The sequence below is a fragment of the Hymenobacter glaciei genome (assembly GCF_039539585.1).
Taxonomy (GTDB): Bacteria; Bacteroidota; Bacteroidia; order Cytophagales; family Hymenobacteraceae; genus Hymenobacter; species Hymenobacter glaciei.
Genome location: NZ_BAABDK010000029.1, coordinates 280,304 through 306,567 on the forward strand (window position 1 = coordinate 280,304; position 26,264 = coordinate 306,567).

A 26,264-nucleotide genomic window follows, 5' to 3' on the forward strand; every position below is an offset into this window, starting at 1 on the left:
GGTAGCTTTGGCACATGATTACAAAACATGGTTTGCTGCTCGGGCTGGCCGCTGGCCTGGCCAGTTGCCAGCAGTCGGCCGATGGAGCCAAAACGCCCGCATCGACTGCCGCTAAAGTAGCTCTTGCAGCCGCCAAGCCGGCGGCTACGCTGAGCGATTCCTTGTTGCTGCTGGTGCAAAACCGTCAATTTGCCAATTTGTGGCGAAACCAAGCCAGTCCTAATCCGCCGGGCGTAACCCCGATGGAAGGGTTTTTCGGCCCCGACCGTTACCGGATTTCATTCGCTCTTACCCACATACGTCCGGATAGCCTGGACCCGTTGGCCTTGCAGGTAACTGGGAAAAGCCGGTTTAAAGAAGCAGTGGTGCCATTCTCCGGCGTGCTGCAGCTGCGGGACCTGACGCCTCTGAAACGGGCCAGCCTCACCAATACGAGCGTCCAGGACTCGCTGCTGCGGACTTACACGGCCAAGGCCCATTTTATCTTCCGTCAGGCTCCGACCCAATCGCACACCGGCACCTTCGAAGGAACCGGCATTCTGGAGTTCTACATCACCAAAGGCGGAAGCATCAGCTTCGTGCAAACCGCCACCGAAGAGCCCGAAGGTGGCACCCTGGCGCTGCTCTACAAAGGCAAGTGGACCGAATACCACACCAACCACCAGAAGGAATTGCTCCTCGGCCGCGACTACGAAGCCGTCGGGTGGGGTGTGCTCGAGGCCTTCACCATTGGGGCCCGTGGGGAAAATGTAAATCCCAAATACGCCAAACTGGGCTGGGACCGGTACTGGGAAAACGACGAGTGGTGGACGGGTGTGAAAAGCCCTTCAACCGAAAGTCATATATTAGACAACAAGCCGATTCAACTCATCTCGCGCTGAGCTTATTGCCTGGGCCGCCAGCGTGGCCGAGCGGCACGTATGGCAGCGATGGCTGGTGGGTGTGGGGGAGGAGGTAGTGCGCTTTTGCAGAGGACGTTGTTTGCAAAGTTGGAGTCCTAATTAAATTAGCAGGTCGCTGCAATCAACTTTGACTAAACGGGCAAGTTCACATTGAACATCAACAATGTATTCCCGCTCTTCTGTATCGAATTCGAAATTATCTCTCTCATCAAAGTAGCCCTGAAGTTTTTCCATCATCAAATCAGGCTCAACTATTCCATTTGATATCTGCGAGATAAGGAAGTCGGCAAATTCAATTACGGCTAAGTTAACTCCGTGACGAGTCTCAGTATGCGAAGGCTTTAGCCCTCGGTCTCCCCAATTTTCTACTGGAAAATTGTCACAGATTTTAAATTCTGAAATCTGCTATATTAACCGATTAATAGTGAGGCCTAAGATGGTAGGCTGAAAGAACTATGTTATCTAATAATGCTTTGCGACGGAGCTAAGCATATTAGGTGAAATTGAGCAATTTATTCGTTTTCTAGCTGTAGTTTAATTAGCTGAGGCTTGGCTTTTCTCTCTTGTTTTTGTCTCTCAGCATTTTTTTGCTTAGACCAAGTACGATGGTTATCCGAATTGAAATGAATAGTTCCTCCATAGGCTAGGTGGGAGTCCTGCCTAATCATCATCCCATTCAAGTTGCAAGTGTCATAACCACAAATATGCTTTGAGTATGTGCCGAAATTTCGGTGGCTCAGCCGCTTGTTCTCCAAAATCAACTGCTGATTTCGTTTGATATCATCCCACGCCTGATTTTTATCAGCCACTGTCAATGTTTCGCCCAATATATTCACCTCGAAGTAGGTCACTGGGTCTTTCAACTGCAGAAAGTCAAACGTCTTCGCAAACGCAGCAACAGCAACTTTTCGCAACTCAAGTTTCTCATCAAGGTTCAACTTGGTGGTTTCCACGATGGAGCGGAACAGGCCCAGCGTATTGAAATCCGTGAACTTCTTGTGGTTCTCAATCAGGTGCAGATACTCCCCGTAAGTGAGCGTGTTAAATTGCTTGCCAACCTTCATAATAATGCTTCAAAAGTGGGTAGTTGTGCCTAACCTTGTGTTTGGGAACGCTACACCGTGCCATTAATTATGCCCCAAGATACCCTCAAGCTCCCCGAACTCTCCCTTATCCTCCTCATCGGCAGCACGGGTGCGGGCAAGTCCACGTTTGCGCGGCGCTTGTTCAAACCCACCGAAATCGTGTCCTCCGATGCCTGCCGGGGCCTGGTGGCCGACGATGAAAACGACCAGTCGGCCAGCAAAGACGCCTTTGAGCTGCTGCACTACCTAGTGGCTAAACGCCTGAAGCGCGGGCTGCTCACCGTGGTCGATGCCACCAACGTGCAGGCCGAAGGCCGCAAGCCCCTGGTGGCGCTGGCCCGCCAATATCATGTGCTGCCCGTGGCCATCGTGCTCGATGTGCCCGAGTCCGTCGCCCAGGAGCGCAACGCCCAGCGCCCCGACCGTCGCCATCTGGGCCGGCACGTCGTTGCCCGTCACCGCCAGGACCTGCGCCGCAGCCTGCGCAGTCTGAAAGAGGAAGGCTTCCGGCACATCCACTACCTGCGCAGCGTGGAAGAAATCGACGCCGTCCAGCACCTCACCCGCGACCGCCTCTACAACAACCGCCAGGAGGAAACCGGCCCTTTCGACATCATCGGCGACGTGCACGGCTGCTACGAGGAGCTGTGCGCGCTGCTGGAACAGCTGGGGTATCAGATTGTAGAGGAGCCGATTTTGGATGTGCGGGACTTGGGGGTGCGGGTGACCCCACCCCCCAGCCCCTTCTCTGCTAGAGGCGCAGAATTCGGTGGGGAGGGGGAGCCGGACGGCGCTCAACAGGAGTTATTAGAATCAGCAAATCCTGCGACTGGCACCCCTCCCCACCGGGGAGGGGCTGGGGGTGGGGTCCGCAAAGCCGTCTTCCTCGGCGACCTCGTGGACCGCGGCCCGGCTTCCCCACAAGTGCTGCGCCTCGTGATGAGCATGGTGCGCGACGGCATCGCCCTCTGCGTGCCCGGCAACCACGACATCAAGCTCCTGCGCCACCTCAACGGCAAGAAAGTCACCGTCAACCACGGCCTGGCTGAAACCCTGGCCCAGCTCGAAGCCGAGCCCGAAGCCTTCAAAAGCGAGGTGCGGCGCTTCCTCGACGGCCTGGTGAGCCACTACGTGCTTGACGGCGGCAAGCTGGTGGTGGCCCACGCCGGCCTCACGGAGGAAATGCACGGGCGCGGCTCGGGGGCCGTGCGGGCCTTCGCGCTGTTTGGCGAAAGCACCGGCGAGATTGACGAATTCGGCCTGCCCGTGCGCTATGAATGGGCCCGCGAGTACCGGGGCCGCGCCATCGTCGCCTTCGGCCACACGCCCGTGCCCGATGCCGAATGGCTCAACAACACCATCGACCTCGACACCGGCTGCGTGTTCGGCGGCCGCCTCACTGCCCTGCGCTATCCTGAGCGCGAGCTCGTGGCCGTGCCCGCCGCGCATGTCTACTGCGAGCCCGTGCGCCCGCTCAATTACCGCGCCCTCCAACTGCAAGTCCAGAACGACTTAACAACTGACAACGAACAACTAACAACGGCGCAGCACGGACAAGACGACTTGCTCGACATCCGCGACGTCACCGGCAAGCAGTTCATCGAAACGCGGCTGATGCGCGGCGTCACCATCCGCGAGGAAAACGCCGTGGCCGCCCTGGAGGTGATGAGCCGGTTTGCGCTGCACCCGAAGTGGCTGCTGTACTTGCCGCCCACCATGTCGCCCACCGAAACCTCGGCCCTGCCCGACCTGCTCGAACACCCCGCCGAAGCCTTCGACTACTACAAACGCCTCGGCGTGGAGCGGGTAGTGTGCGAAGAGAAGCACATGGGCAGCCGCGTGGTCGTGGTTTTGGGCAAGGACGAAGCCGCCATCCAGCGCCGCCTGGGGCTGGTGGGCGAGGGCATTGGCAAGTGCTATACCCGCACCGGCCGCAACTTCTTCACCGATGCCGCCCTCGAAACCGCCTTCCTCGCCCGCCTGCGCGACGCCCTGAGTACGGCCGGTTTCTGGGAAAAATTCGATACCGACTGGGTGAGCCTCGATGCTGAGCTGCTGCCCTGGTCGGCCAAAGCCCAGGAGCTGGTGAAAAACCAGTACGCCGCCGTGGCTGCCGCCGCCAACGCCGCCCTGCCCCAGGTCGAAGCCGTCCTCAGCGAAGCCGCTGCCCGCGACCTCGACGGCGCCGAGGCCCTGCTGGCCCGCACCACGGCCCGCCGCCAGGCCGCTACCCACTACGCCGACGCCTACCGCCGCTACTGCTGGCCCGTGCGCTCGCTCGACGACCTCAAGCTAGCGCCTTTCCACCTGCTCGCCACTGAAGGCCGCACCTATTTCGACCGCGACCACGCCTGGCACATGGAGACCCTGCGCACGATGGCCCTGGCCGACCCCGGCCTGCTACGCGCCACGCCCTACCGCGTCGTCCCCCTCAGTGACCCGGCCGAAGTCGAAGCCGCCATCCAGTGGTGGACTGACCTTACCGCCGCTGGGGGCGAAGGCATGGTGGTGAAGCCCTACGACTTCATTCCCCAGGGCAAAGGCGGCCTGCTCCAGCCTGCCCTCAAGTGTCGCGGCCGGGAGTACCTGCGCATCATCTACGGCCCCGATTACCTGCTGCCCGGCAACCTCGACCGCCTGCGCCAGCGCAACGTGAAAGCCAAGCGCAACCTCGCCCTGCGCGAGTTCGCCCTCGGCGTGGAAGGTTTGGAACGCTTCGTGGCCCGGCAGCCCCTGCGCCGGGTGCATCAGTGCGTCTTCGGCGTGCTGGCGCTAGAGAGTGAGGCAGTGGACCCGCGGTTGTAGAATTGAATTTGACCGGAACGATTGTAGAGACGTGACCCTTCGCGTCTAGTCTTTGGGTTCATCCTCGTCTATCTCTACCTGTGAAATGCTAGTGTACCTCGCAAATTCAGAATCCTCCAATTCGGCTTCTATTACTCTTTTTGCGATTTCAAAATCGACTACTACCACGCTTACGTCCATCATCCCGAAGCCAAAGCCATTCCCATCTGCATAGCCTAGCCCCGTCCAACCCATTAGTTGGTCAAGCTTTTCCTCCAACCGATTAAGCTTCTTTAGCCGTACAGAAGTCATCGTCTCAGCGGCGTATTCAATCACTAAAACTGATTCTGTTGTTGACTCAGCAAAGCCTTCTTCACGCTTTTTATTGATTTCAGCCAGAATGGTTTCTCTGAACTTGGCTTGCCCAGTGGCCCGGATGGGTGTCGTTGTTCCACGTTCACCAACAACTCCCCAGTGGATAATTCCACTCTTTGGCGTTTTATCCCAAGTTTCCCAGTAGTGCAGGATACCGTTTTGTAGTTGGTAAAGCTTTATCATTTGGTAAAAATAGGTTTGCTCCCGTGCCGAGACGCGAAGGGTCGCGTCTCTATAATCCTTCGGTCAACGTCCGCTCTATTCGCCGGTTCGGGATGAGCCACATCAGCGCCACGGCTCCGTAGATGCCGCCTGCCGCCCACGGGTTCCAGAAGCTGGCCGCGATGCCCGCGCAGTAGAGTGGGGGCGACGCCTGACCCTTTAAATCGCGCCCAATGGCCCGGGCCAGCGTCAACCAAGCCCTTTGAGCGCGATAATGCGGCTCTGCAAAATTCAGTAGGGCACACTCGCCAGCGACAGCTAGAACAGCAGGTGCAGATTGCCCCACAGCACGCCTCCCGATACGTTGCTAGCGTCAGCCAGCATCACGTGGTGGTTATTCCAGATAGATGCCGATGTAGATAAAGCTCCGTACGTAGCTGAGCACCACGGGCAGCAGTGGGCGCAGGGCCGTGAAATCGGCCCCTTGCGGCACTTTGATTTCCAGCACCATGATGGTGGAGATGATGGCCAGCACGCCATCGATGGAGGCTTAGAGTCGACCCTTTTTGCATAGAGGCAGGTGATGAGCGGACGCACGAGAAATGCCCAGCCGAAAGTATGGCCTTCGACAGTGCCCGGTGGCTCGCGCTGCGGCCGGTGGAGGCGGTGCGGACTATTGCATTTCCGGTTCCGGGGCAATAACCTGCGCGTGGTACCACACCACAAAAATCAGGTCAAACGCCTGATTAACGGCCTGAACCTCGGCCAAGGCGTCTTCCCCAACGCCGTCCAGGCAGAGGTGGGTTACGGTGGTGCCGTCGGCCAGCAGGCCGTAATAGGTGGCGGCGGCGGTTTGGAACGCGAAGCCGTTGCGGACGAAGCCGGGCTGGTCGTGGAATGCTAAGCTGCCCGGATGCGCCGCGCCGAGCACCGCCTGAAGCCGGGCGAAGTCCAGGGCCAGGCCCGGCTCGCCAATGGTTTTCCGAACGTGCAGCTGCTTGAACGACTGGAAGCCGTCATTGGATACCTTCCCGAATTCGGTCCAGACTCGCCGAATGGCCGCTGCTTCCTGTGCCACTAGGGGCCGGGCGGCGCTGCTCAGAAACTCATTTTGCCGCCAGTCATCTTCGAAAATGGTTAGCTCAAAGGCTGAGAACAGTGCCGCCTCATCCGTTTCCGGCAGGTTGTCCGAAATAGTGGGCAACGTGGAATGAATGTCCTGCGGGTTGAGGTACTCGATTTTGTGGAGGCGCAGGGAAAGCTTTTTCGTGCGGCTAAATTCGCTGCTCGTCATCGGAACGGCCGTTCCTACCTGCCATTCTTGCGTACCGAGGGTGAAATTGGTTGCTACCTCAAAGGTAACCGGAAGCTGTTCGGGGGCCATTTTGGTCACCCCAATCACCTCACCAGTAGCGTGGTCGATGAACGTGACTTCCACGTCGGCATTGGGGCGCAGTATCTTGTCAAAAAATCCCATGAATGGCGGATTGGGCTGATTGTATGGCCTGAAACGCTGGGCAGCCAGCGAAGCGGCTAAATGTACCATCCAGCTTCTGATTCACTCCTTGCCCTATGCAAACCCGCATTCAAACCGCCCTACGCCAGCTCGAAACCACCCACGGCATCCGCATCCTCTACGCCTGCGAGTCGGGCAGCCGGGCCTGGGGTTTCCCTTCGCCCGATTCCGACTACGACGTGCGCTTCATCTACTGCCACGCGCCGGCCTGGTACCTTACGCTCGATGAAGGCCCCGATACCCTCAACTTCCCGGTCGATGACGAGCTGGACCTGGCCGGCTGGGAACTGCGCAAGGCCCTGCGGCTGCTGCGCGGCTCCAACGCCTCGCTGTTCGAGTGGCTGCAGTCGCCCATTGTCTACCACGAAGCCCTCGATTTCCGGGCCCGGCTGGCGCCGCTGCTGCCAGGCGCGTTCAACCTGAAAGCCGGCCTGCACCATTACCTGGGCCAGCTGCGCCGCGGCGTGGAAGAAGACCTGACCGGCGACGATGTACGCCTGAAACGCCTGTTCTACGCCCTGCGCTCCGCCCTGGCCGCCCGCTGGATTCGGGAGCGCCACAGTGTGCCGGCCATGGAGTTCGCGCTGCTGCGCGAGCTCCTGCCCGCCGCCCTGGAAACGGAAGTAGCGGCGCTGCTGGCGGCCAAGGCCTCGGCCAACGAGAAAACCAGAGTACGCCAGCCGGCCGTGCTGCCCAATTTTCTGCAGGAGGAGCTGGCGGCCGGCCAGGCTGCGCGCGAAATCTTGCCGGTGCCGCGCAGCACCAGTGCGGCGGGCGAGCTGGATGCGCTGTTTCGGGCGCTGCTGGCCGAAGCGAGCACGAAGTAGCGCGAACTTTTAGTTCGCGCCCCCCGCGCCGTTTCAACGATTGACGTTCTGCGCCGCGAACTAAAAGTCCGCGCTACTTTCGCTCATGACCATTGCCGACCTGCGCCGCCAGAACCTTATTCTCTTCGAAGCCATCAGCGGGAGCCGGGCTTATGGCACCAACCTGCCGCATTCCGACACCGACCTCAAAGGCGTATTCATTTTGCCCGAAGACCAATTTTTTGGCTTGGGTTATATTCCGCAGGTTGCCAACGAGACCAACGACGAGGTGTTTTACGAGCTGCGCCGGTTCGTGGAATTGTTGCTGAAAAACAACCCCACAGTGCTCGAATTACTCGGCACGCCGGTCGACTGCATTGTATACCGGCACCCGCTTTTTGAGCAATTCCAGGCCGCTGATTTCCTATCGAAGCTCTGCCGCCAAAGCTTTGCCGAATACGCCGTGGCGCAAATCCGCAAAGCCCGGGGCCTGAACAAGAAAATCAACCACCCCGAGCCGCCGGCCCGCAAATCGGTGCTCGATTTCTGCTATGTAACGGCTGGTGCGGGCGCGCAGCCGGCCCCCGACTGGCTGGCCCGTTACGGCTACGATACCAGCCAATGCGGCTTGGCCAACGTGCCGCACCTCACCGATTTGTACGCCCTGTTTATTGATGCCACGCCGGGGCGCCCGCTCGGCTACCGGGGCCTGGTGCGCGACCCGGAAACCTCGCAGGACGTTCTGCTTTCGGCCGTGCCAAAAGGGGAGGAGCCTGTGGCTTATCTGTCCTTCAACCGCAACGGGTACAGTACCTATTGCCGGGTTTTTCGCGAATACTGGGAGTGGGTGGAAAAGCGCAACACCGAACGGTACCAGAACACCGTGCAGCACGGCAAAAACTACGACGCTAAGAACATGCTGCACGTGTTCCGCCTGCTGCAAATGGCCGAGGAAATCGCTGCCACCGGCCAGCTGCACGTGCGCCGCCCCAACCGCGAGTTCCTGCTGCAAATCCGTCGCGGCGAGTTCGAATACGAGCAGCTGGTAGCGGATGCCGAGCAGTTGGTGACGCGGGTTGAAGCTGCTTTCGCTAGCTCGCACCTACCGGATGCACCCGACCGGACTGCCGCCGAGCAGCTATTGCGCCAAGTGCGCCATGATTTCTACAAATAGCTCAACACTAGGCGATATGATTTTATAAAATAAATGTATCACAAGTTTCAATAATTATTGAAACTTGTAATACATTTGCCCCGTCCACCGTGGACGCGGCCGGAACGTACTGGTAGCGCGCCGCTTGGTGGGCCATCGCCCATGCCACAGCCAAAACTGGTGATTGCCGGAGGAAACGGATTTTTAGGCCAGCACTTAGCCCAACACTTCCAAGAGCGGGGCTACCGGGTGGTAATTCTGGGCCGGGGCACGGGAGCCGGGCCGAACTACGCGCGCTGGGACGGCCGCACCTTGGGCCCCTGGGCTGCCGAGCTGGAGGGAGCCGAAGCGCTGGTGAACCTCGCAGGTCGAACTGTCGACTGCCGCTACACGCCGGCTAACAAGCGCGCCGTTATTGCCAGCCGCACCGAAAGCACCCGTGTGCTGGGACAAGCCGTAGCTGCCTGCGCCGTGCCGCCCCGGGTCTGGCTCAATTCCTCCACCGCCACCATTTACGCCGACACCGCTGGTGACCAGCCTGCCAACACGGAGGCAGCGGGGCGTATCGGCGAAGGTTTCTCGGTGGAAGTTGCGCGCACCTGGGAGGAGGCTTTTGCAGCCTGCCCGGCCCCGGCCACGCGCAAGGTGGCGCTGCGCACTTCCATTGTGCTGGGGCGCGATGGAGGCGCTTTTCCCGTGATGGCGAAGCTGGCGGGGCGGGGGCTAGGTTCGCCGCAGGGCAACGGCTGGCAGTGGATGAGCTGGCTCCATATCACAGATTTTTGCCGGGCTGTAGAGTTTCTGATGGCCGAGTCTAACGCTGAGGGACCATTCAACTTGTGTGCCCCACATCCGCTGATTAACCGCGATTTCATGGACCTGCTGTGTCAACAGCTGCGGCCGTGGGTACGCCTGCCCCAGCCCGAATGGCTGCTGGAAGTCGGGGCCTTCGTGCTGCGCACCGAAACTGAGCTGATTTTGAAAAGCCGCAAAGTATATCCGCAGCGCCTGTTGGAACTGGGGTTTCATTTTGAATTTGCCACTTGCGAAGCCGCGGTACACGAGCTGCTCACGCCCGCCAATAACTAACAATGCAACCAACAGACAACAAGCCAGCCCTGACACTGGCCGAAGCCCGGGCCCAATTCATTCACCTCTGGGGGGTATCGGGCACCAACTGGGGCGTGAGCAAAACCCTGGCCCAGGTGCACGCCCTGCTGCTGGTAAGTCCGGCGGCTCTAAGCACCGAGGACATCATGGAGCAGCTCACCATTTCGCGGGGCAACGCCAGCATGACGGTGCGCGAGCTGATTGATTGGGGCCTGATATATAAGGAGCTGCGCCCCGGCGAGCGCCGCGAGTACTTCGTGGCCGAAAAGGACATGCTGCAAGTCACGCGCTGCATCATCCGGGCCCGCAAGCGCCGCGAGCTCGACCAGATGAAGCGCACCCTCGACCAGCTGGCCGCCCTGCCCGGCGACCCCGCCGATGCTGAGTACCGCGCCTTCCACGCCACTCTGGCCGACATTCAACAGCTGGCCACGGTATCGGACAAGCTCCTTACCCGGCTGATGCAGGCCGAGAAAAGCTGGTTCTGGGACAAGTTTCTCAAGCTGTTTATGTAGCAGTAGGATAAAAGAGATAAGAGTGACAAGGATGTGCTCGCAGATTTAACTTTACAAATCATGAATAAACCTACAGAAGGAATAATTCTTTCGAAAATTGACCTTTGTTCTGCTGTCGTCCCTGTCTCACCTCTTAGCTGCGCAGTCCAGCACTTGCTACTCACTGTAGGAATAGGATTTGTTTTTTCGACCCTTTTATTAGGCTGGAAGGCCATAGATATGCAAGCGCACAGTTGGATGCACAAGGAGGTGCGCTATACTAATTTCGACGGAGTGTTGAGTGGTGCTTTGGGAATATCAATAATGGGATTGTTTTTGGGGTGTTTAGGTATTTGGTGGACGACTTTGGTTCTTCATTTCGCTATGAAAGTGCATTCCAAAGGCATTTGGTTGGCAGGAGTGCTGTTGTATTGTCTGTTTTACCTGGGAATTGCAGAACACTTGGAAAAGTCAAGTCTCTCGTTAGGCCAAAGTCCGGAAAAAAGTCAATTTTGGCAATCGTTATTAGGGCTGTTGTTTGCTTGGGCCACCGCATCAATGCTGGCAGCCATCTGGGTCAGGGTCCCGAATGCTCAACCAACTAATGCGGCAGCTAACAAAGCCTAAACATCTATGCGGCTACTTCCCATCCGCTGTTTCTGAATTGGGTGTCAAGCGCACAATTGGGAAGGAATAACTCCGCAAGTGTACATTTCGGGCTATCCTTATGGTACCGCATGTCCACTCTCATCACTTTTCACGCCCGCGCCGCCCTGCTCGGGCTGGCTGTGGGCGACGCCCTCGGCGTCCCCGTTGAATTCGCGCCCCGCGCCGCCCGCCAGCAAGACCCCGTGATGGATATGCGCGCTTTCGGCACCCACCGCCAGCCCGCCGGAACCTGGTCCGACGACTCCTCGCTCACCTTCTGCCTGGCCGAAACCCTGGCCCGCCCCGGCGGCCGCAGCGGCGAGCCCGATTTAGCCGATTTTGCCCGGCGCAGCATCAACTGGCTCAACCTTTCTTACTGGACGGCTACTGCTGAAACGTTCGATGTGGGGAATGCTACCCGCACGGCTATCAACAGTCTGGAGCGTGGCATGACGCCTACTGCCGCCGGGCCGCGCTCTGAATTCGACAACGGCAATGGCGCGCTTATGCGCATTCTGCCGCTTGCGTTTCACGATACGTGGCGCGCCGAAACGCTGGATTTGGATGCTGCCTGGACCCTGACTGAGAATGTGGCAAGTGTCACGCACGGCCACCCGCGCTCCACGCTGGGCTCTTTTCTGTACTTGCTGGTTGCGCGTGGGCTGTTGGCGGGTTTGCCTCCGGCCGAAGCGTATGCCGCGATGCGCGAGTTGGCAAATCCGTGGTTAGAATCAAGCCCAATTGCTCCGGTTGATGAACAGAAGTATTATCGGTGGTGGGTCCTATCCGGAGAAATTACAAACCAGTCAGAAGACAAAATTTCCTCTTCTGGTTACGTTGTACACACCCTCGAAGCAGCGCTGTGGTGCTTGCTAAAGCACGACACCTACGCCGCCACCGTGCTGGCGGCTGTGAACCTCGGCGACGACACCGACACCACCGGGGCGGTGGCCGGTGGCCTCGCGGGTCTGGCCTACGGCGAGGCGAGCATCCCAACCGAGTGGCTGGCCGTGCTGGCCCGCCGGGCCGATATTGAGGAGCTAGCTGGGCGCCTGGTTGCTGCTGCGTAGCTTTTTCGGGGCGTGCTGATACCGGTACAGCTATCCAAGCCGGGGGCTCCATTAGCGCAATACCACCAGCTGCTGGTGCTGTACCGCGCCGCCGGGCGCGGTAAGGCGAAGGGTGTAGGTGCCAGCGGCCACCTGCTCTGCCAGGGCCATAGAGGATACGTTTTCCCCCACCATGCCCGACACCGAACGAGTTAGCAATACCCGGCCCAGCCCGTCGAGGAGTTGCAGGGTGACGGGGCCGGCGGTGGCAGCTACGTAGCGCACGGTGAGGTAAGAGCCATCGGAAGGGTTGGGATACAGCTCCAGCGTGGAGGCCGTGGTAGCCGCGTTGGCCGTAGTAGTGACCAGAGGGGCGCCTGCGACGGCGCCTCCCCGTTGGGCCAGCGCGCTGTACTCAAATGCGCCAATGTCGTAGCCAGCGCCCTGCGGGCGGGCGCGGCCATCGAAGTCGGTGGCCGGGGCGCTGGTGGCAGTGCCCGCGTCGATAGCCGGGCTGCCCGCCAGCAGGTGGAAGTCGGCCGTGGCCCAGCTGGTGTTGGCATTCCGGAAAAGTGGGTCAGCCTGCACAGGCGCCAGGCCCAGCACAGCCGCGGTCGTGCCACCAAAGAACAGGTTGTTGCGGTACGTGACGTTCTGGTTGCCGGTGGCCGTATTCAGGCGGTTATCCGCCAGGGCCACTATAATGTTGTTACCGATGAAGACGTCGGATACATTATAGCCAAGAATTTCACCAGCATTGATTTCCGGAGTCTGCGAATTCTGGTAGGCTGTGTTGTTGACGATTTCGATGTGGTCGCTCTGGTAGGCATGAATGCCTGAGCCGCCGTTGCCGGCCAACACGTTGTTGGTTATTAGCGTGCGGCCCTGGAAGGCCCCCAGCGTGGAGCCATTCTGGCTGTTGCGGCTATCGTCGATGATAATGCCATTGCCGTCGTAGATGGCGCATTCGCGGTACCATTTCACATACAGGCGGTTACCGAAGCAGCGGTTGTTGCGCACCACGTTGTGGTAGCCCCTCTTAAAGTCGGAATTCCAGTTCTGATATAGGGAAATGGCGCTGGTACCAAAAAGGGTGTACCAGCAGTTGTTGTATATCAAGTTATTGGACACCGTGATGTAGTCGCACTGAATTGTATTAATACCCGCTGCGCCGCACTCAAACACCTCGTTGTTGAGGAAGCGCAGGTGATGGGGGCGCCCCAGGGTACTGGTCGCATCGCGGCCGTTGGCCTCAATGCCGTGGCCGTTGTAGAGGGGGTTGAAGTCGCCGGCCTGTTTGGTGCCGTCGGGGTTACAACTCTGGTTTTGGGTGAGGGCGGCGGCAAGGGTCAGGCGGGCGGCGGGCCCCTGCATGCGAAAGCCGTTGACTTCGATGTAGGCTCCTCCTGGACGCACCTGAAACCCGCCCCAGCCATCAAATTGCAGCAGGGGCCGCTCGCCGGGATAATTCAGGAATACAATCCATTTGCTGGCCGTACCGGGGCGCGTGATGGAGGCCACATGGCACGTGCTGCAAGCGTTGGTATAGGTGCCGCCCCGAACAAATACTGTGTCGCCGGGCAGCACTAGGTTGGCGGCGTATTGGATAGTGGCGTAGGGCAGCGCCAGCGTGCCGGGGTTGCTGTTGTTGCCGGCGGGCTGGTTGGTAGGGGCTGATACGTAGCGCCGGGTGGCGTGCGCAGCAGGCATAAACCCAAATGTCAGGACGAGCGCCAAGAGTAATTTTTTCATAGTTAGGTAAAAAGAGTTACGGCTTGTAGAAGCCCGAAAGGAGAGATGAAGCGTTGCATTTTTTTCGGCTCCCACCAAGTGAAGAAAGGAGACATATACTTCTAATAAGGCTGACAATAGCAGAGTTGACAACAAATAGAGTTATGCCCGAAATAGCATTAAAATTATAAAGGTTCTATTTGGCTTGAAAATCAAATTATAATATTACGCTATCTTGTGAAATTGCATTATTTGCCGGTAAGTGCATTTCCTAGGCATTGCGCATCGGGCACAAGCTGCGGGGTATCCCCAAGGCCAGAGTTCTAGAGAAAAACGGGTGGCAAGAGCGGCTTTTCCGCCTGTTTGTGGTCAGGAACGTGTGCATTTGCCACCCGCATGGCACCAGGAGGATAATCTGACTTTTTGCCCCGCCGTGTATGCTCCGTCATCTACTTCGCCTGCTCCTATGTTTCGTGCTCATAACCACCCTCGCCCAGGCCCAGCAACCGGTAGCGCGGGCCCGGCAAAGCAGCTATTTTACCAAGGTGTTCCGCCTGACCGACGCGCAGGCCCGGCACCTGTATGAAAAGGGACTGGACGACGTGCGGCCAGCGTTTTTCACCCAGGTCGTGGATTCCTTTGCCACCGACAGCGCCCGCTTCTAGCAGCGTCGGCTACCGCTGGGCTACTACCTGGTGGCCCACGCCGAAGGCCCGGGCTTGGTGTACTTGCTGCGCTCCGAAACCGACCGCCAGGTGATTCTTATCGACACTCAGGTGGATTTGAGCGTGCTGGTGCGCGACACGCTAGGCCGGCTGGTTCCTGGGGCGCAGCTGCGCCTGCGCGGGCACAGTGTGCCGTACGATGCCATCATGGGTGCTTTTCGTCGAACCGGGAGTAGCCGGTTAGGGCTGCGGGACCTCACCGTGGGCAGGCGTACCACCTATCATGCCCCAATCCGGCCGGCGCCTGCGCACAGCTATATACACATCTGGAACCGGGCGCACGAGCTGGGCCACCGCCTCATGTACGGCTGGCCGGTGGGCTATGTGAGCCTGCCGGTACCTGGTCCGACGATGCCTCGCTGCCCTTCTGCTTGGCCGAAACCCTAGCCCAGCCTGGAGGCTGTAGTGGGGAGCCCGATTTGGCCGACTTCGCCCGGCGCAGCATCAACTGGTTGTACAACTCGTACTGGACTGCCACAGGCATAACCTTCGACGTGGGCAACGCCACCCGCACTGCCATCGAACGGCTTCAACGTGGCATTACGCCCACTGCCGCCGGTCCGAACTCTGAATTCGACAACGGTAACGGTGCGCTCATGTCGCATTCTTTCGCTGGTTTTTCAGGATGTCTGGCGGGCTAAGACGCTGGACTTGGATGCTGCTTGTACGCTCACCGAAAAGGTGGCGAGCGTCACGCACGGGCATCCGCGCTTTACGCTAGGCTGTTTTCTGTACCTGTTGGTAGAGCGGGGCTTGCTGGCCGGTTTGGCCCCGATTGATGCGTGTGCAGCAAAGTGCGAGTTGGCTAATCCTTGGTTAGCAAACGGCAGTATTCCTGCCGTAGTGGAAGACAAATACTACCGTTGGTGGGTGTTGTCCGGTGAAATTGTCAATCAATCTGAAGACAAAATCTTTTCCACTGGCTACGTGGTTCACACCCTCGAAGCGGCGTTGTGGTGCCTGTTAAAGTATGACAGCTACGCCGCTACGGTGCTGGCCGCCGTGAACCTGGGCGACGACACCGATACCACTGGCGCCGTAGCCGGCGGCTTGGTAGGTCTGGCTTATGGCGAGGCGAGCATCCCAACCGAGTGGTTGGCTGTGCTGGCCCGCCGGGCCGATATTGAGGAACTAGCCGGGCGGTTGGCGGGTGAGTAAGCGGTGATTTTCACAACTTTCCGTACCTTCTGGTATGAATACTACTCCCACCCCCCGTCCGCTGCCCAACTCGTATTGGGCCACCCCCTTATTGCTGGCGTCTGAGTATCCCGGAGCCCGGGATGCTAACGAAGCCGCGCACCGCCTCGACCTGCTTCTGGCCGCCGGCATCCGCGACTTCTACGACCTCACCGAAGCCAACGAGGGGCTTGAACCCTACGAGGACCTGTTGCGCGCCCGGGCCGAACACCTGGGCCTGGCGGCCGAGAGCGTACGCTTCCGCCGCTTCCCTATTCGCAACGTGAGCGTGCCCACGCCCAAGCGCCTGAACGAAGTGTTGACCGCGCTCGAAGACAGTACTGCCGCCGGCCGCCGGGCCGTGGTGCATTGCTGGGGCGGTATTGGCCGCACGGGCACGGTGGTGGGCTGCCACCTGCGCCAGCATTTCGGCCTGAGCGGCGATGAAGCTCTGGCGCGCATCGCCGAAGAATGGACAACTGTGGAGAAGAACCAGCGCGCGCCCCAATCGCCCGAAACCGACGAGCAAGCCGCCTTTATTAGTGCGTTCGAGCCCGTGCCGGTTCCGGTCGGATAGGTGGCCAGAGTTGGCTAGTTCACGGGCGTGGGTTCGGCAGGAGTCAGTTTCACGCCCGTGAACTGCTGCGGGTTTGCGGCCGAAGCAATGGGCTCGATGCGCATGCGCTTGTCGTATTTGCTCACATTGGCCAGCTTCAGTAGCGAGGTGTAATCGCTCGTGTGCCCGCTTTTGGTCTTGATGAAGTAGCTGTTTACGCGCAGCGTGGCCGGGTCGTAGCTTACTTCCAGCGCCGTGGTATCGCGCCAGTACGTGTACAGGGCCTCGGTGGCACCGGTTTCTGATTGGCGGGGGGTGCGGTCGCGGTCGGGCCGCACCGACTGGCTAATCAAAGGGCGGGCAATTTCGTCGGCGTTCAGGCCCAGCAAAGCCGGTACATCAAAAGCGCGCTGTACGGTGGTCGCAGGAGCAGCCGTCGAAACGGATGGGTTTTCGGTCGCGGGTCGCTCGGTGCTGGCGCAGCTCAGCAACAAGGCCAGCGGCAGGAGGGGGGCATACTGTTTCATTGTCTTTGAGACATAAGAATGAAATCCCTTCTACGCAAAGGCCCATTATACTGTTGGTTACCGACCGTATTACCGGCGTCTCGGCTTAGCCAGGCAGCGTGAGCAGCCCGGCAATGCCCTTCACATTCAGCCGGGCAAACTTGCGGATGCGGTCGAAGCGGGCATCGGTTTCGGCCCACTCTTCATCGGGTGGCAGGGGCCGGGGTATGTGGGTTTCCAACAGGCCGAAGATGGATGCTGCGATATCGAAATACCCCAACAGCAGCAAGTACAGCTGTTTTTTCTCCGCCTCCGCATACGCTTTGGTTCGAATGGCCTTGGTGAGCGTATCGAGCTGGCTGGTTTCGTCGGTGTAGAGGTCGCGCAGGGCGTGGCGGCTGCGCCAGTACTCGGCCAGGGCCCCCGCGGGCACCCCATTAATCGAAAACGGGAAGTCGGAAGCAAAGGCCGACGCCTTCAGAAATGCGGCTTCGGCCGCGTAGAGCGGCGCCAGGTGCTTTTGCAGGCTGGTCCACAGGCCGGTGCGGGCCCGGTCGAAGCCCGGCGTGGAGGTTGGGTCGGAAGTACTCATTGGGAATGCTGTTGGAGGTAGCGCGAAAACCTTCGTGGCCCTACCATGCGGTACCTAGTAGAGTGATAAAAGTGCGCATCGAAAACGAAAGATTGAAAACGAAAGAATGAAGCGAAGGATGGGGTTGAGCCTAAAGCTGAAGCGCACCGGGCCAGCCATAGCATCCCCGGGTCAGCAATTGCCGCGCCGGCGCCAAAGTTAAGTTCTGTGCCGGGCCTCGCCCGCCTGCCCCGTGCAGGCAAGCTGATGCTTGGCGCAAAAAGCCGATACCAATCAACAGAAGGCGCACCACTTCTTGCCGTTTCCTGGCGTATACTTCTATCCACAACTCCTTCTTATGGCTTCTCGCAACCTCCCCGCCACCTTCGATACCGATGAACGACTGCGTTGGGTCGAGCGCGTAGCGCACCTCATGGACAGCCAGTTCCAGGTGCCCGGCACCACTTTCCGCTTTGGCCTCGACCCCTTGCTGGGGCTGCTGCCCATTGTGGGCGACTTGTCCACCACTGCCGTTTCGGTGGCGCTGCTGCTTACCATGCTGCGCCACGGGGCCAGTGGGGCGGTAGTGGTTCGCATGGCCCTCAACATCTTCATCGATACCATTGTGGGCGGCATTCCCCTGATTGGCAACGTGTTTGATTTCGCCTACAAAAGCAACGAGCGCAACGTGGCCCTGCTGCGCCGCCACTACGCCGAAGGCCAGCACGCGGGCAGCGGCAAGGGACTCATACTATTGCTGCTGCTGCTGTTCGGGGTGGTGTTTGCGCTGGTAGCCTGGGGCAGCGTGGCCCTGCTGCGCTGGGGCTGGCATTTTTTTGAAGCCCATTCGGCTATCAGCGGGTAATGGACTGATTTACCTTGACTCCGTGGTTGAGAGGAGCCACGGCTGAATAAGCCCCACGCGACCCCGTTTGCGGCCACCTGCCTATCGGACAAGTACCGTCGTCTACTTGGAACGCTGTTCAATTATAAAGTGCCTTTCCGGAGGTTTCTGGGAGCCTGTATCGGCATTGGGATGATTGGCTGACCAAATAAGGACCGCCGGCCGGCCGATGCCTCGCTGCTTAATAGTTCGTTTGGGACCTCCACTGCACTCATTTATGGAGGTGTCTCCTCTTGCCAATTGCCTTGGTATTCAACAATCTTTCGCCCACCCGGCACTATCCGGCCAATAAACACTGGTATCGTTTCCGGTGCCGACGCTACCACTTCCAATCTGTCTGTCGGTGATGAAGCCCCGCTGATTCCAGCGGAAGCGCTACGCGCCCCATCACCTTTCAATAAAAAAAGCCCTCACTTCAATGAGGGCTTTTTTTATTGAAAGGAACACGCAGTTTGCTTATAGGCCCAGCGTGTAGGTCCCGGTGCTGGAATCGTACGAGCCCTGGGCAAAACTTGACTGCCCGGTTTCGTTGATGATAATATCGACGCTGAACGGGTAGATGTAGTTGCAGCCCGTGCCATAGGTAATGCCGTCCGGAGGCGTGATGGTGGTGACTACCGTCCAGTTGCGCGCTGGTACCTCGAGCATTACGTACCGCTTGATGCCGTTTTTAATGGTCGAGGAAGGGGTTACGTTGCACGGAGGCTGGCTGCCACCGCCGCCGCTACCTCCTCCACCGGGATAGGGGTCAATAGGGGCCACATTATTTGCGCTGCCAGGGGCTGCAGTGGGGGCCGGGGTATCGGCCCCTGTTTTGGAGCAGCCTGATCCCAGCGTTAGCATGGCAGCAAGGAACAGGTATTGGGTTGTTTTGAACATAGCTCGGAAAGGGAGAGTGAAGCGAATGGTCAAATGTCTCTCGTTCGCCGTGCTCAGGAAAGGACAATACGGTTCTATACGTGACTGTAATTTTAACGTGATGGACTAAGACATATTTAATTTCTTATTCGATTTATAGCCTTTACAGTATGGTTTAGGATTGGGCGCATGCTGAAACCGCAGCACAACCTGACAAAATCGGTTGGTTTTGAGCTGGGTTTTCTACCTTTCTCGCTAAACGGCTCTTTAGGCTCACAAGCGCCCCGTGCCGCACGAACGCACCCAGCGTCGATGACTGCCCAGGTCTGCTGCTCACCCCCCCGCTACCTGAGCAGCTGGATTTGCTTTCGCATTCGTATCAGCTCCCTAACAGGCCTATGGGTAGGCGATGCTGCCCGCCCACCCCGAAATAGGTACCTTTGAAGCTGGTCGGGCAGGGGGCTTGTAGTGGGGCCGAATGGCAAGGGTGGGTGCCGTGCCGGGCTCTAATAAGTGGGTTTTTCCTGCTTCCGAAGGAAAAATGCCGGGTTACAAAATTAGCCGGACTAGAGTGAATTTCCGTATTCGGCTGGCATTTCTCACTTCTATTAGTTTATGAAAATACGTCGTCACCCAACGCAGACGAAGCTTTTGCTATTCCTGTTCGGCTTGGCACTGACAGTGCCGCACCGGGCTCTGGCACAAGCAGCACCAGTATTTATATACCCGCCCACGCCCGCCAACGGGCAGGTGTACAGCATTTCGCAGGGCCAGTTTCTCGCGTTCAGCGTGCGTGCTGTTGATACAAATGCCAGCGAAGTACTCACGCTGCAGGCACAAGGCTTGCCCGCCGGAGCGGCTGTGAGTCCCGCAACTCCCGCGAGCGGCAACCCCGTGCAAACCACCTTTTCCTGGACGCCTACGGCCGCCGCGGCAGGTACCTACGTCATTACCTTCACTGCCCGCGACCCCCAGAATCTGCAGGCCAGCACGTCTGTGACAGTGCGCGTGACTGCCCAGCCCTGCAACCCCGTGGCCAACCAGCCCCAGGCTGGCCCCGACCAGCTGACTACCAGCGCCGGCAGCTCCCTGACGTTCACCGCTGCTCAGCTTTTGGCCAACGACACCGACCCGCAAGGCCAGCCTTTGCAAGTAGCCAGCGTGGGAACGCCCAGCGCCGGCACCCTGCAGGCCATCGGCAGTGGCTCCTATACTTACACGCCCCAACCAGGTTTCAGTGGAACGGCGACCTTTACTTACCAGGTGGAGCCAGCTGGGGCTGTGCAGACTTCCGAAGCCTCGGGGCACTACTATGAATTCGTGAGCGCGCCGGGCATCTGCTGGAGCGCGGCTCGTACTGCCGCTGCGGCTCGTTCCTATATGGGCCTGGCCGGCTACTTGGCCACTCCCACCTCGCCAGCCGAAATGGCCCTGCTGACAAACCGCCAAACGGGCCAGTACTGGCTGGGTGGCAGCGACGACGCGGTGGAAGGAGAATGGCGCTGGAAAACAGGGCCTGAAGCCGGGCAGCTTTTCTGGCAGGGCGCCGTGAACGGCACCGCGGTCCTCTACAGCAACTGGAGCCCCGGCGAGCCCAACAATTCGTTAAGCTCGACCCGGCCCAACGGCGAAGATTACACGGTTTTTTTCGGCGCCTCGGGCCTTTGGAACGACGCTTCCGAATGCAACGACGGCAGCACCACGGCTGGCTACGTCGTAGAATACGGCGGGCTCGAACCCTGCACGCCGGTACGCTTTGCCACCGGCACCGTATCAATTGCCGTGGGGCTGGCCACCGCGACAAGCTCAGCCACGGTCCCGGTGGCCCAGCTCGCCGCCCTGCCCAACCCCAGCAACGGCCAACTGCACGTGAGGGTGGAGCCGACGCTGTCGGGCCCGGCCCGGCTGGAGTTATTTGACCTGCAAGGGCGCTTCGTACGCCAGGTCTTTGAGGGCTTCCTCACCGCTGGTTTGCCCGTTGAACTACCAGTGGACGGACGCGACCTGGCCGATGGAGTGTACCTGCTCCGCCTGCACAGCAACCAGCCGACCCAGGTGCTGCGCGTGGTGGTGCAGCGGTAAGCCGCGTTTGTGGCCGTGCCACAACGCTGGCCGCCACAGGCAACTCAAAACTTCCTGCTATTCGCAGAGTCTCAAGCGGGGACCTGGCTTTCGGGCGTAAGCATCGACTGGTCGATGATGGTGAGAATTTCGGCGTCTTTGTCGGTGTCGAACTTTCGGGCGAACAGCCGGTCGCTCTGGCGTAGGGCGGGCGCATCGGCCACGGTCAGCAGTTTGGGGTTGGCGCCGCCGCCCGACCAGTCGATGTAGCGGTAGCTGTCGTTGACGATGGTGTCCTTCAGTGGCGAGTTCAGCAGGACCGTGGTGATGAGGAATTCATCGGCGCCCCAGGTGAGGCGGCTGAAACGCCGGACCTGGGGGTTCTGGTCGAGAAATGCCACCAGGTACTCGGCGCATTCCCGGCTCATGGTCCACCAGGTACCGTAAGTGCCTCCGTAGAGGGCATAAGGCAGGGGAAACCGGCGCTTGGGCAGCAGCTTGTTGAGCAAGCCCTGCAGCACGTACTGAAACCGGAATTCATAGTAAACCGTGTGGTACTCCTCCACGCGCTTGATGGCGTGCTGCCACCACTCGGAGCCCTGGGCTTCGTAGGCAAAAAAGGAGCGACCTATGTGTTGGGCAAAGAAGCGGTAGATGCTGTCGGCCGGCTTGATGGGGTAGTCCTGCCCGCTTAGCAGATTAATGAAATCGTAGGCGATGCCGCTCGCCAGTATTTCGCGCACGCCTTGCACCGTGGCTTCCACAATGCTGTAGGAGCCCCAGCGCACCAGGTGCCGCTGCCGGATAAACCGAACCCGGGGCAAGGCGGCCAAATGCGCAAACTCGCGGAAATCGGCTTTGGCATCGAGGTGGATGTAGAAGTCGAAATGTTCGTGCGCAAGCGCCTGAATCAGGCGCTCTACCTGGCTGCTGTTCTTGTGGGCCAAAATCAGGTGCGCGAGTCTCATTATGAAGGGTGAAAAAAGAGTAAGAGGTAGCCGGCAGCCGGTGGGTATCTCAAAAAGTTAAAACCGCATTGTCGCCGGCCCAATGCGCCATTAGCCAAGTGCTTAGTGTAAGTTCTGGTTGGTGTTGATGCTGGGGCTTTGTTTGGCCATAAAGCGACCCGCCAGCAGCTTGAATTCGCGAAAGCCGGTGGTCATAATGGCCCGGAGGGAAAGCGGCAGGTGCTTTTTGAGGTGAACATAACCAAACACAAAGCCGACAATACCGGTCGGCAAGCTGGCCACTGCCACGCCGTAGATGTTGCCAAACAGCAGCAGCGCTGTTACGTCGCCCACCACGTTCACGGCCAGCATCAGGAACACCTTCACCATGTTCAGGCGGGGCTGGTTCACCACATCCAGCGTTACGCCCACAAACCGGTCGATGGGGAAAAGCAGGGCCAGCACCATGCCAATGCGCAGCAGGTTGGCAGCCTGGGAGCCCTCGTACTTGGCGCCTCCAATGAGGTAGATGGGAATATCGGCCAGCACAATGGTGCCCACAATGAGCGGCACAAACGCCCAGGTGAGCATGCCCGCGTTTTTGCGCAGCAGGCGCGCTACCTCCGGGGTATCGCCCTGGTTGAAGGCCGCCGACATGGCCGGCATGGCCGTGGCCACAAAGCTGCGCAGCGGGATTTCGATGATTTCCATGAAGCGCCCGGCCAGGTTGTACACCGCCAGCATGGCCGGCCCCAGCAGGTAGCTGATGATAAACGTGTCGGAGCTGCGCAACAGATTAGAGCCCACGTAGCTGCCCACGCTGTACTTGCCGAAGTGCGCCAGCTCGGCTACGCAGGCGCGGCTGCGCTGCCGCAAGCTGCTTAGGTCGGCCCAGCCCAGCACCAGCATTAGCAGGCTGGTAACGGCTGCCGCGCCCACGTAGCTGTACACCACTTTCTCGAGGGTAAGCGTGCCGCTGAGCATCAGCCCGACAATGCCAACCACAAACAAGCCCTGCGACAGCAGGCGGATGTAGAGAATGCGGTCGAAGCGCATGTCGGCCTGCATCATGGCCGCCGCCATAAATTGTGGCAGCGTGGCCACCAGCACCAGCCCAAACCAGTGCAGCAGCAGGCCGGTGGCTCCCTCGGCACCGGGCCCGAGCACCAGCCACGCCCCAAGGTTCAGCAGGGCCAGTACGGCGGTGATGGCCAGCGCAATAAACCAGGCCGAACCCGTGACCTCGGCGGCCCGGGCAGGCAGGGCCCCCGAGCGGCCCCGGATAAAAGCCGTGGTCAGAAAGCCGGCCCGAAAAGAGTCGGCCAGGTTAACGGCGGATATAAACAGTATCCACACGCCCGTATCGCGCACGGACAGCGCCCGAAACAGCAGCGACACCGACGCGATGCTCATGACCGACACCGTGAGGTTGCCGGCCAGGGAAAGCACCTGCGGGTTGGCGAGGGAGGACCGAATTTTAAGTACGAAAGCGCTTTTCATTGAGCTTGGGCCGCTGGGCCGCCATGCTAGCTGCCACGGCGGGCACCGGAACGAGTAAAAAATAGAGAGGCTCGGCTCTACGGAGAGGGTGGTGCCGGAATGCGGGCCTGCCTGCTGCCTGCGTTTGCCGCCTGCGCTTGCCCGGCCGCAAACACCACGGCTTTTACCTCGGGGTAGCGGCTGCCATAGTGCCGCGCCCATTGCGCCGAAGCAGCCGACTGCGCCTGGGGCACAAACAGCAGAATGGGCTTGCTCTGCATTTCAATTTGCGCAGCCACCTGTTCCCGGAAGGGGATGTAGCAGGCATCCCCCGAGGAATTGGCGCCGCAGTCGCTGGCCACCCACGTCACATTGGCCGACCCCGGGAAGTAGCTGGCAATGGAGTCGGGGCGGGGCGACGTCCACACCCACACGGCTGTGGTATCGCCGGTGGCGCGGTAGCCTTTCACGAGGGCCTGCCAGGCCGCACGATAGGCGTGGGCATTGGGCGCCTGAATAATGGGGCGCAGCAGAAGCTGGTTTTCGTGCTTCAGGAGGCGAATTACCTGCCGCTGAAACGAGGGGTTGCCGGTGCTGCCTTCGGTTGCGTGCCAGGTCAGCATCGGAATGTCGCCGCGCTGGTTTATTTCTTCAATTGCCGCCACGGGCAACCGGGCCGTGGCACCCGAGGCAATTTCCAGGCTTACCACCTGGCTGCTGGCCTTCGGCGACTTTCCCCAAACGATGAGCCCGGAGCCGACGCTGGCTGCCGCTGGTGCTATCGGCAGCGGGAGCGGGTTGCCGCTGGCAACCACCCCGGTGCGCAGCCCGCCGGAGCCGGTGTGGGCCCAGATGTAGTCATCGGAAATGCCCACCTGCTCGCGCCACTGCACCAGCACGAAGCCGGCCGTGGCCAGGGTGTGAAGGATGGCCAGGCCCATAGCAAAAGCCACCGAGCCTCTGCGCAACTGGCCGGTGATGAGCCCACCCCCGGCTACAAGGCGGTTGTCGACCCATTTCTTGAAGGAAAACAGGGGGGGAGTGGTCCACAGGAACTGCCGCAGCTGGTTGAGCAGCTTGTGCTGGGCCATCACCACCGCCACCAGCAGAATGGCGGCGTTCATAAGGGCCAGCGTGGCCATCAATTTCGTGTAAGGGCCCCGGATGCCGGGCACCTGCATGCTATAAGTCGCGGCCCCGATGCAAACCACGGCCAACAGCAGGTTGAGGGAGCTAAGCGGCCACTCATTTTTTACATGGCCTTCTTTGGGGGTCGGAATGTAGGGCACCTTCACGTTGAAGAAGGTGTAAATCAAACCCAACGTATACACCCACCAGGTGGCGATGCGCAGGAAGCCCCCGGCCAGGTGCAACCCCGGTTCGTGCTGCTCGCGCAGCCACTGCTGGGCGTTGTACCGAATCAGCAGGCCCACCGTGGTCACGGGCAGCATGTGCACGGCAAACTCCGGCAACGACAGGTGCCACGGAAACTCGAGCAGCAGCAGCGAGGCCACGGGCACCACAATGTCAATCAGGGCCACCACACCGGAGAAGAAGTAGAGCGGCAGGGTAAAGTAGTGCAGCTTCTGCCGCCAGGTGAAGTTGCGGAACAGCCGCGGGTACACGTGGGTCAGCAGGTCGAAGGTGCCGCGGGCCCATTTGAGCTGCTGCATGTAGAAGGCCCCGAGCGAGGACGGCACCAGCCCGCGGCTCACCACCACGGGCGCGTAGATGGATTTCCAGCCGGCCGCGTGCAGCAGCATGGCCGTGTGCATGTCTTCGGTCAGGCCCGGGGCGTGGCCGCCAATGCCATCCAAAGCCTTCCGGCGAAAGGTGCAGTTGGCGCCGATGGACTGGACGGTGTTGTAGCTGTTCATGCCCATCATCAGCGGGCCGTAGAAGTGGTAGGTTTGCTCGGCGGCGCCCAGGGCTACAAAGCTTTCCTTTTGGTTGCCATAGGCCTGCACCACTTGCACGTAGCCCACGGTGTCGTCCTCGAAGTAGGGCATCACCTGGTCGAGGAAGTCGGGGGTCACCTGGTGGTCGGGGTCAAGCACCACGCAGAACTCGCCAGTGGCCTGCTGTAGGGCGTTGTTGATGTTGCCGGCCTTGGCATTCTTTTTCACGGTACGCGTCACGTGCACCACACCCAGCCGCTCGCACACCGCCTTCAACTCCGGGTTGTTGCCCTCGTCGCAGAGGTAGGTGGTGTGGGGGTAGCGCACGGCCACCAGGCTTTCCAGCGTGGCAATAATCATGGCGTGGGGCTCGCCGGGGCAGGCCGTGGTGAGCATGTCCACCTTGCGCGGGGGGGCCGTGGGCGGCACTGCCGGCAGGATGGGCTCCTGCACGTGCACGTAGTGGTACCACTCGTGCAGCATGCGCAGCATTTTGTAGCACAGCGAAAACGTCAAGGCCCAGTACAGCGGCGCGTAGCCCATGTGGTCGGAATCGGCGAACCACCAGAAGAACTGCGCCAGCAGAATCAACCCAATCACCACGAGCACCCGCATCTGCTTGGTGCCCTTTGCGTCCTGAAATTGGACCCTTACGCCGATGGTCTCCGGCGGCTGCACGCTTCGCGAAGCCTTCACCTCAGTGGTGGAGAGTATCGTTGCTGCCCCGCTATCCTTGTTTGCTTGGTAAAACTTTTGCTTCATGCTTAA

General features: G+C 59.8%; 26 protein-coding genes. 15 read left to right on the forward strand and 11 right to left on the reverse strand.

From position 1 onward, the window contains the following. The first annotated feature begins 14 nt into the window (after positions 1-14). Entirely contained in the window at positions 15-881 is an 867-nt protein-coding gene (locus ABD837_RS18960) for a hypothetical protein (protein ID WP_345057622.1), read from the forward strand. Positions 882-1,414: 533 nt separating this feature from the next. Here ABD837_RS18960 and ABD837_RS18965 read toward each other — a convergent pair. Continuing rightward, complete coding sequence (locus ABD837_RS18965; protein ID WP_345057624.1) at positions 1,415-1,966, reverse strand: hypothetical protein; 552 nt, start codon at positions 1,964-1,966, stop codon at positions 1,415-1,417. A gap of 69 nt (positions 1,967-2,035) precedes the next feature. On the opposite strand from ABD837_RS18965, the gene ABD837_RS18970 reads away from it, so the two are divergent. Further along, entirely contained in the window at positions 2,036-4,792 is a 2,757-nt protein-coding gene (locus tag ABD837_RS18970; RefSeq protein ID WP_345057626.1) for a polynucleotide kinase-phosphatase, read from the forward strand. 45 nt (positions 4,793-4,837) lie between these two features. On the opposite strand, the gene ABD837_RS18975 is transcribed toward ABD837_RS18970, so the two are convergent. The 3 genes from ABD837_RS18975 to ABD837_RS18985 form a co-directional block, all read right to left on the reverse strand. After that, positions 4,838-5,329 carry a hypothetical protein gene (locus ABD837_RS18975; protein WP_345057628.1) on the reverse strand — a complete coding sequence of 164 codons (492 nt, stop codon included), beginning with the start codon at positions 5,327-5,329 and terminating at the stop codon, positions 4,838-4,840. Between the two features lie 373 nt (positions 5,330-5,702). After that, positions 5,703-5,843 (reverse strand): TMEM175 family protein, encoded by a 141-nt coding sequence (locus ABD837_RS18980; protein ID WP_345057630.1) that lies wholly within the window; start codon positions 5,841-5,843, stop codon positions 5,703-5,705. A gap of 138 nt (positions 5,844-5,981) precedes the next feature. After that, positions 5,982-6,785 (reverse strand): hypothetical protein, encoded by an 804-nt coding sequence (locus ABD837_RS18985; protein ID WP_345057632.1) that lies wholly within the window; start codon positions 6,783-6,785, stop codon positions 5,982-5,984. A 95-nt stretch (positions 6,786-6,880) separates the two neighbouring features. Between ABD837_RS18985 and ABD837_RS18990 the strand changes: the two genes are divergently transcribed. The 6 genes from ABD837_RS18990 (at position 6,881) to ABD837_RS19015 (ending at position 12,105) form a co-directional block, all read left to right on the forward strand. Next, positions 6,881-7,651 (forward strand): nucleotidyltransferase domain-containing protein, encoded by a 771-nt coding sequence (locus tag ABD837_RS18990; protein ID WP_345057634.1) that lies wholly within the window; start codon positions 6,881-6,883, stop codon positions 7,649-7,651. Between the two features lie 85 nt (positions 7,652-7,736). Then, complete coding sequence (locus ABD837_RS18995) at positions 7,737-8,804, forward strand: DNA polymerase beta superfamily protein (RefSeq protein WP_345057636.1); 1,068 nt, start codon at positions 7,737-7,739, stop codon at positions 8,802-8,804. Positions 8,805-8,945: 141 nt separating this feature from the next. Further along, complete coding sequence (locus tag ABD837_RS19000) at positions 8,946-9,872, forward strand: TIGR01777 family oxidoreductase (protein ID WP_345057638.1); 927 nt, start codon at positions 8,946-8,948, stop codon at positions 9,870-9,872. Between the two features lie 2 nt (positions 9,873-9,874). Beyond that, positions 9,875-10,408, forward strand: coding sequence for a GbsR/MarR family transcriptional regulator (locus ABD837_RS19005; RefSeq protein ID WP_345057640.1), 534 nt, complete (start codon positions 9,875-9,877; stop codon positions 10,406-10,408). Positions 10,409-10,468: 60 nt separating this feature from the next. Beyond that, positions 10,469-11,014 (forward strand): hypothetical protein, encoded by a 546-nt coding sequence (locus ABD837_RS19010; RefSeq protein WP_345057643.1) that lies wholly within the window; start codon positions 10,469-10,471, stop codon positions 11,012-11,014. Between the two features lie 110 nt (positions 11,015-11,124). Beyond that, positions 11,125-12,105 carry an ADP-ribosylglycohydrolase family protein gene (locus ABD837_RS19015; RefSeq protein WP_345057646.1) on the forward strand — a complete coding sequence of 327 codons (981 nt, stop codon included), beginning with the start codon at positions 11,125-11,127 and terminating at the stop codon, positions 12,103-12,105. A gap of 51 nt (positions 12,106-12,156) precedes the next feature. Here the strand turns inward: ABD837_RS19015 and ABD837_RS19020 are convergent, their stop codons facing one another. Continuing rightward, positions 12,157-13,836, reverse strand: coding sequence for a choice-of-anchor Q domain-containing protein (locus ABD837_RS19020; protein ID WP_345057649.1), 1,680 nt, complete (start codon positions 13,834-13,836; stop codon positions 12,157-12,159). Between the two features lie 416 nt (positions 13,837-14,252). On the opposite strand from ABD837_RS19020, the gene ABD837_RS19025 reads away from it, so the two are divergent. Genes ABD837_RS19025 through ABD837_RS19045 form a run of 5 tightly spaced genes read left to right on the forward strand, consistent with a single transcriptional unit; the run spans position 14,253 to position 16,293 of the window. Next, positions 14,253-14,480, forward strand: a complete 228-nt coding sequence (locus ABD837_RS19025; protein WP_345057652.1) for a hypothetical protein — start codon at positions 14,253-14,255, stop codon at positions 14,478-14,480. Between the two features lie 30 nt (positions 14,481-14,510). Beyond that, entirely contained in the window at positions 14,511-14,927 is a 417-nt protein-coding gene (locus tag ABD837_RS19030) for a hypothetical protein (RefSeq protein WP_345057654.1), read from the forward strand. Then, positions 14,900-15,181 carry an ADP-ribosylglycohydrolase family protein gene (locus ABD837_RS19035; RefSeq protein WP_345057802.1) on the forward strand — a complete coding sequence of 94 codons (282 nt, stop codon included), beginning with the start codon at positions 14,900-14,902 and terminating at the stop codon, positions 15,179-15,181. The genes ABD837_RS19030 and ABD837_RS19035 overlap by 28 nt, the downstream gene beginning before the upstream one ends. 10 nt (positions 15,182-15,191) lie before the next feature. Continuing rightward, positions 15,192-15,698 carry an ADP-ribosylglycohydrolase family protein gene (locus tag ABD837_RS19040; protein ID WP_345057657.1) on the forward strand — a complete coding sequence of 169 codons (507 nt, stop codon included), beginning with the start codon at positions 15,192-15,194 and terminating at the stop codon, positions 15,696-15,698. Between the two features lie 34 nt (positions 15,699-15,732). Then, on the forward strand, positions 15,733-16,293 hold the full coding sequence (locus ABD837_RS19045) for a protein-tyrosine phosphatase family protein (RefSeq protein ID WP_345057660.1): 561 nt from the start codon (positions 15,733-15,735) through the stop codon (positions 16,291-16,293). Positions 16,294-16,307: 14 nt separating this feature from the next. Here the strand turns inward: ABD837_RS19045 and ABD837_RS19050 are convergent, their stop codons facing one another. Both ABD837_RS19050 and ABD837_RS19055 read right to left on the reverse strand, forming a co-directional pair. Continuing rightward, on the reverse strand, positions 16,308-16,799 hold the full coding sequence (locus ABD837_RS19050; RefSeq protein ID WP_345057662.1) for a hypothetical protein: 492 nt from the start codon (positions 16,797-16,799) through the stop codon (positions 16,308-16,310). 85 nt (positions 16,800-16,884) lie between these two features. Further along, positions 16,885-17,370, reverse strand: coding sequence for a hypothetical protein (locus tag ABD837_RS19055; protein ID WP_345057665.1), 486 nt, complete (start codon positions 17,368-17,370; stop codon positions 16,885-16,887). Positions 17,371-17,707: 337 nt separating this feature from the next. On the opposite strand from ABD837_RS19055, the gene ABD837_RS19060 reads away from it, so the two are divergent. Further along, on the forward strand, positions 17,708-18,214 hold the full coding sequence (locus ABD837_RS19060; protein ID WP_345057667.1) for a DUF4112 domain-containing protein: 507 nt from the start codon (positions 17,708-17,710) through the stop codon (positions 18,212-18,214). A 495-nt stretch (positions 18,215-18,709) separates the two neighbouring features. On the opposite strand, the gene ABD837_RS19065 is transcribed toward ABD837_RS19060, so the two are convergent. Then, positions 18,710-19,096, reverse strand: a complete 387-nt coding sequence (locus tag ABD837_RS19065; protein WP_345057670.1) for a hypothetical protein — start codon at positions 19,094-19,096, stop codon at positions 18,710-18,712. Between the two features lie 630 nt (positions 19,097-19,726). Between ABD837_RS19065 and ABD837_RS19070 the strand changes: the two genes are divergently transcribed. Further along, positions 19,727-21,193, forward strand: coding sequence for an Ig-like domain-containing protein (locus tag ABD837_RS19070; RefSeq protein WP_345057673.1), 1,467 nt, complete (start codon positions 19,727-19,729; stop codon positions 21,191-21,193). Positions 21,194-21,264: 71 nt separating this feature from the next. On the opposite strand, the gene ABD837_RS19075 is transcribed toward ABD837_RS19070, so the two are convergent. The 3 genes from ABD837_RS19075 to ABD837_RS19085 form a co-directional block, all read right to left on the reverse strand. Further along, entirely contained in the window at positions 21,265-22,140 is an 876-nt protein-coding gene (locus tag ABD837_RS19075; protein WP_345057676.1) for a beta-1,6-N-acetylglucosaminyltransferase, read from the reverse strand. A gap of 102 nt (positions 22,141-22,242) precedes the next feature. After that, on the reverse strand, positions 22,243-23,619 hold the full coding sequence (locus ABD837_RS19080) for a lipopolysaccharide biosynthesis protein (protein ID WP_345057678.1): 1,377 nt from the start codon (positions 23,617-23,619) through the stop codon (positions 22,243-22,245). A 77-nt stretch (positions 23,620-23,696) separates the two neighbouring features. Further along, complete coding sequence (locus ABD837_RS19085; protein WP_345057681.1) at positions 23,697-26,192, reverse strand: glycosyltransferase family 2 protein; 2,496 nt, start codon at positions 26,190-26,192, stop codon at positions 23,697-23,699. Between the last annotated feature and the right edge of the window lie 72 nt (positions 26,193-26,264).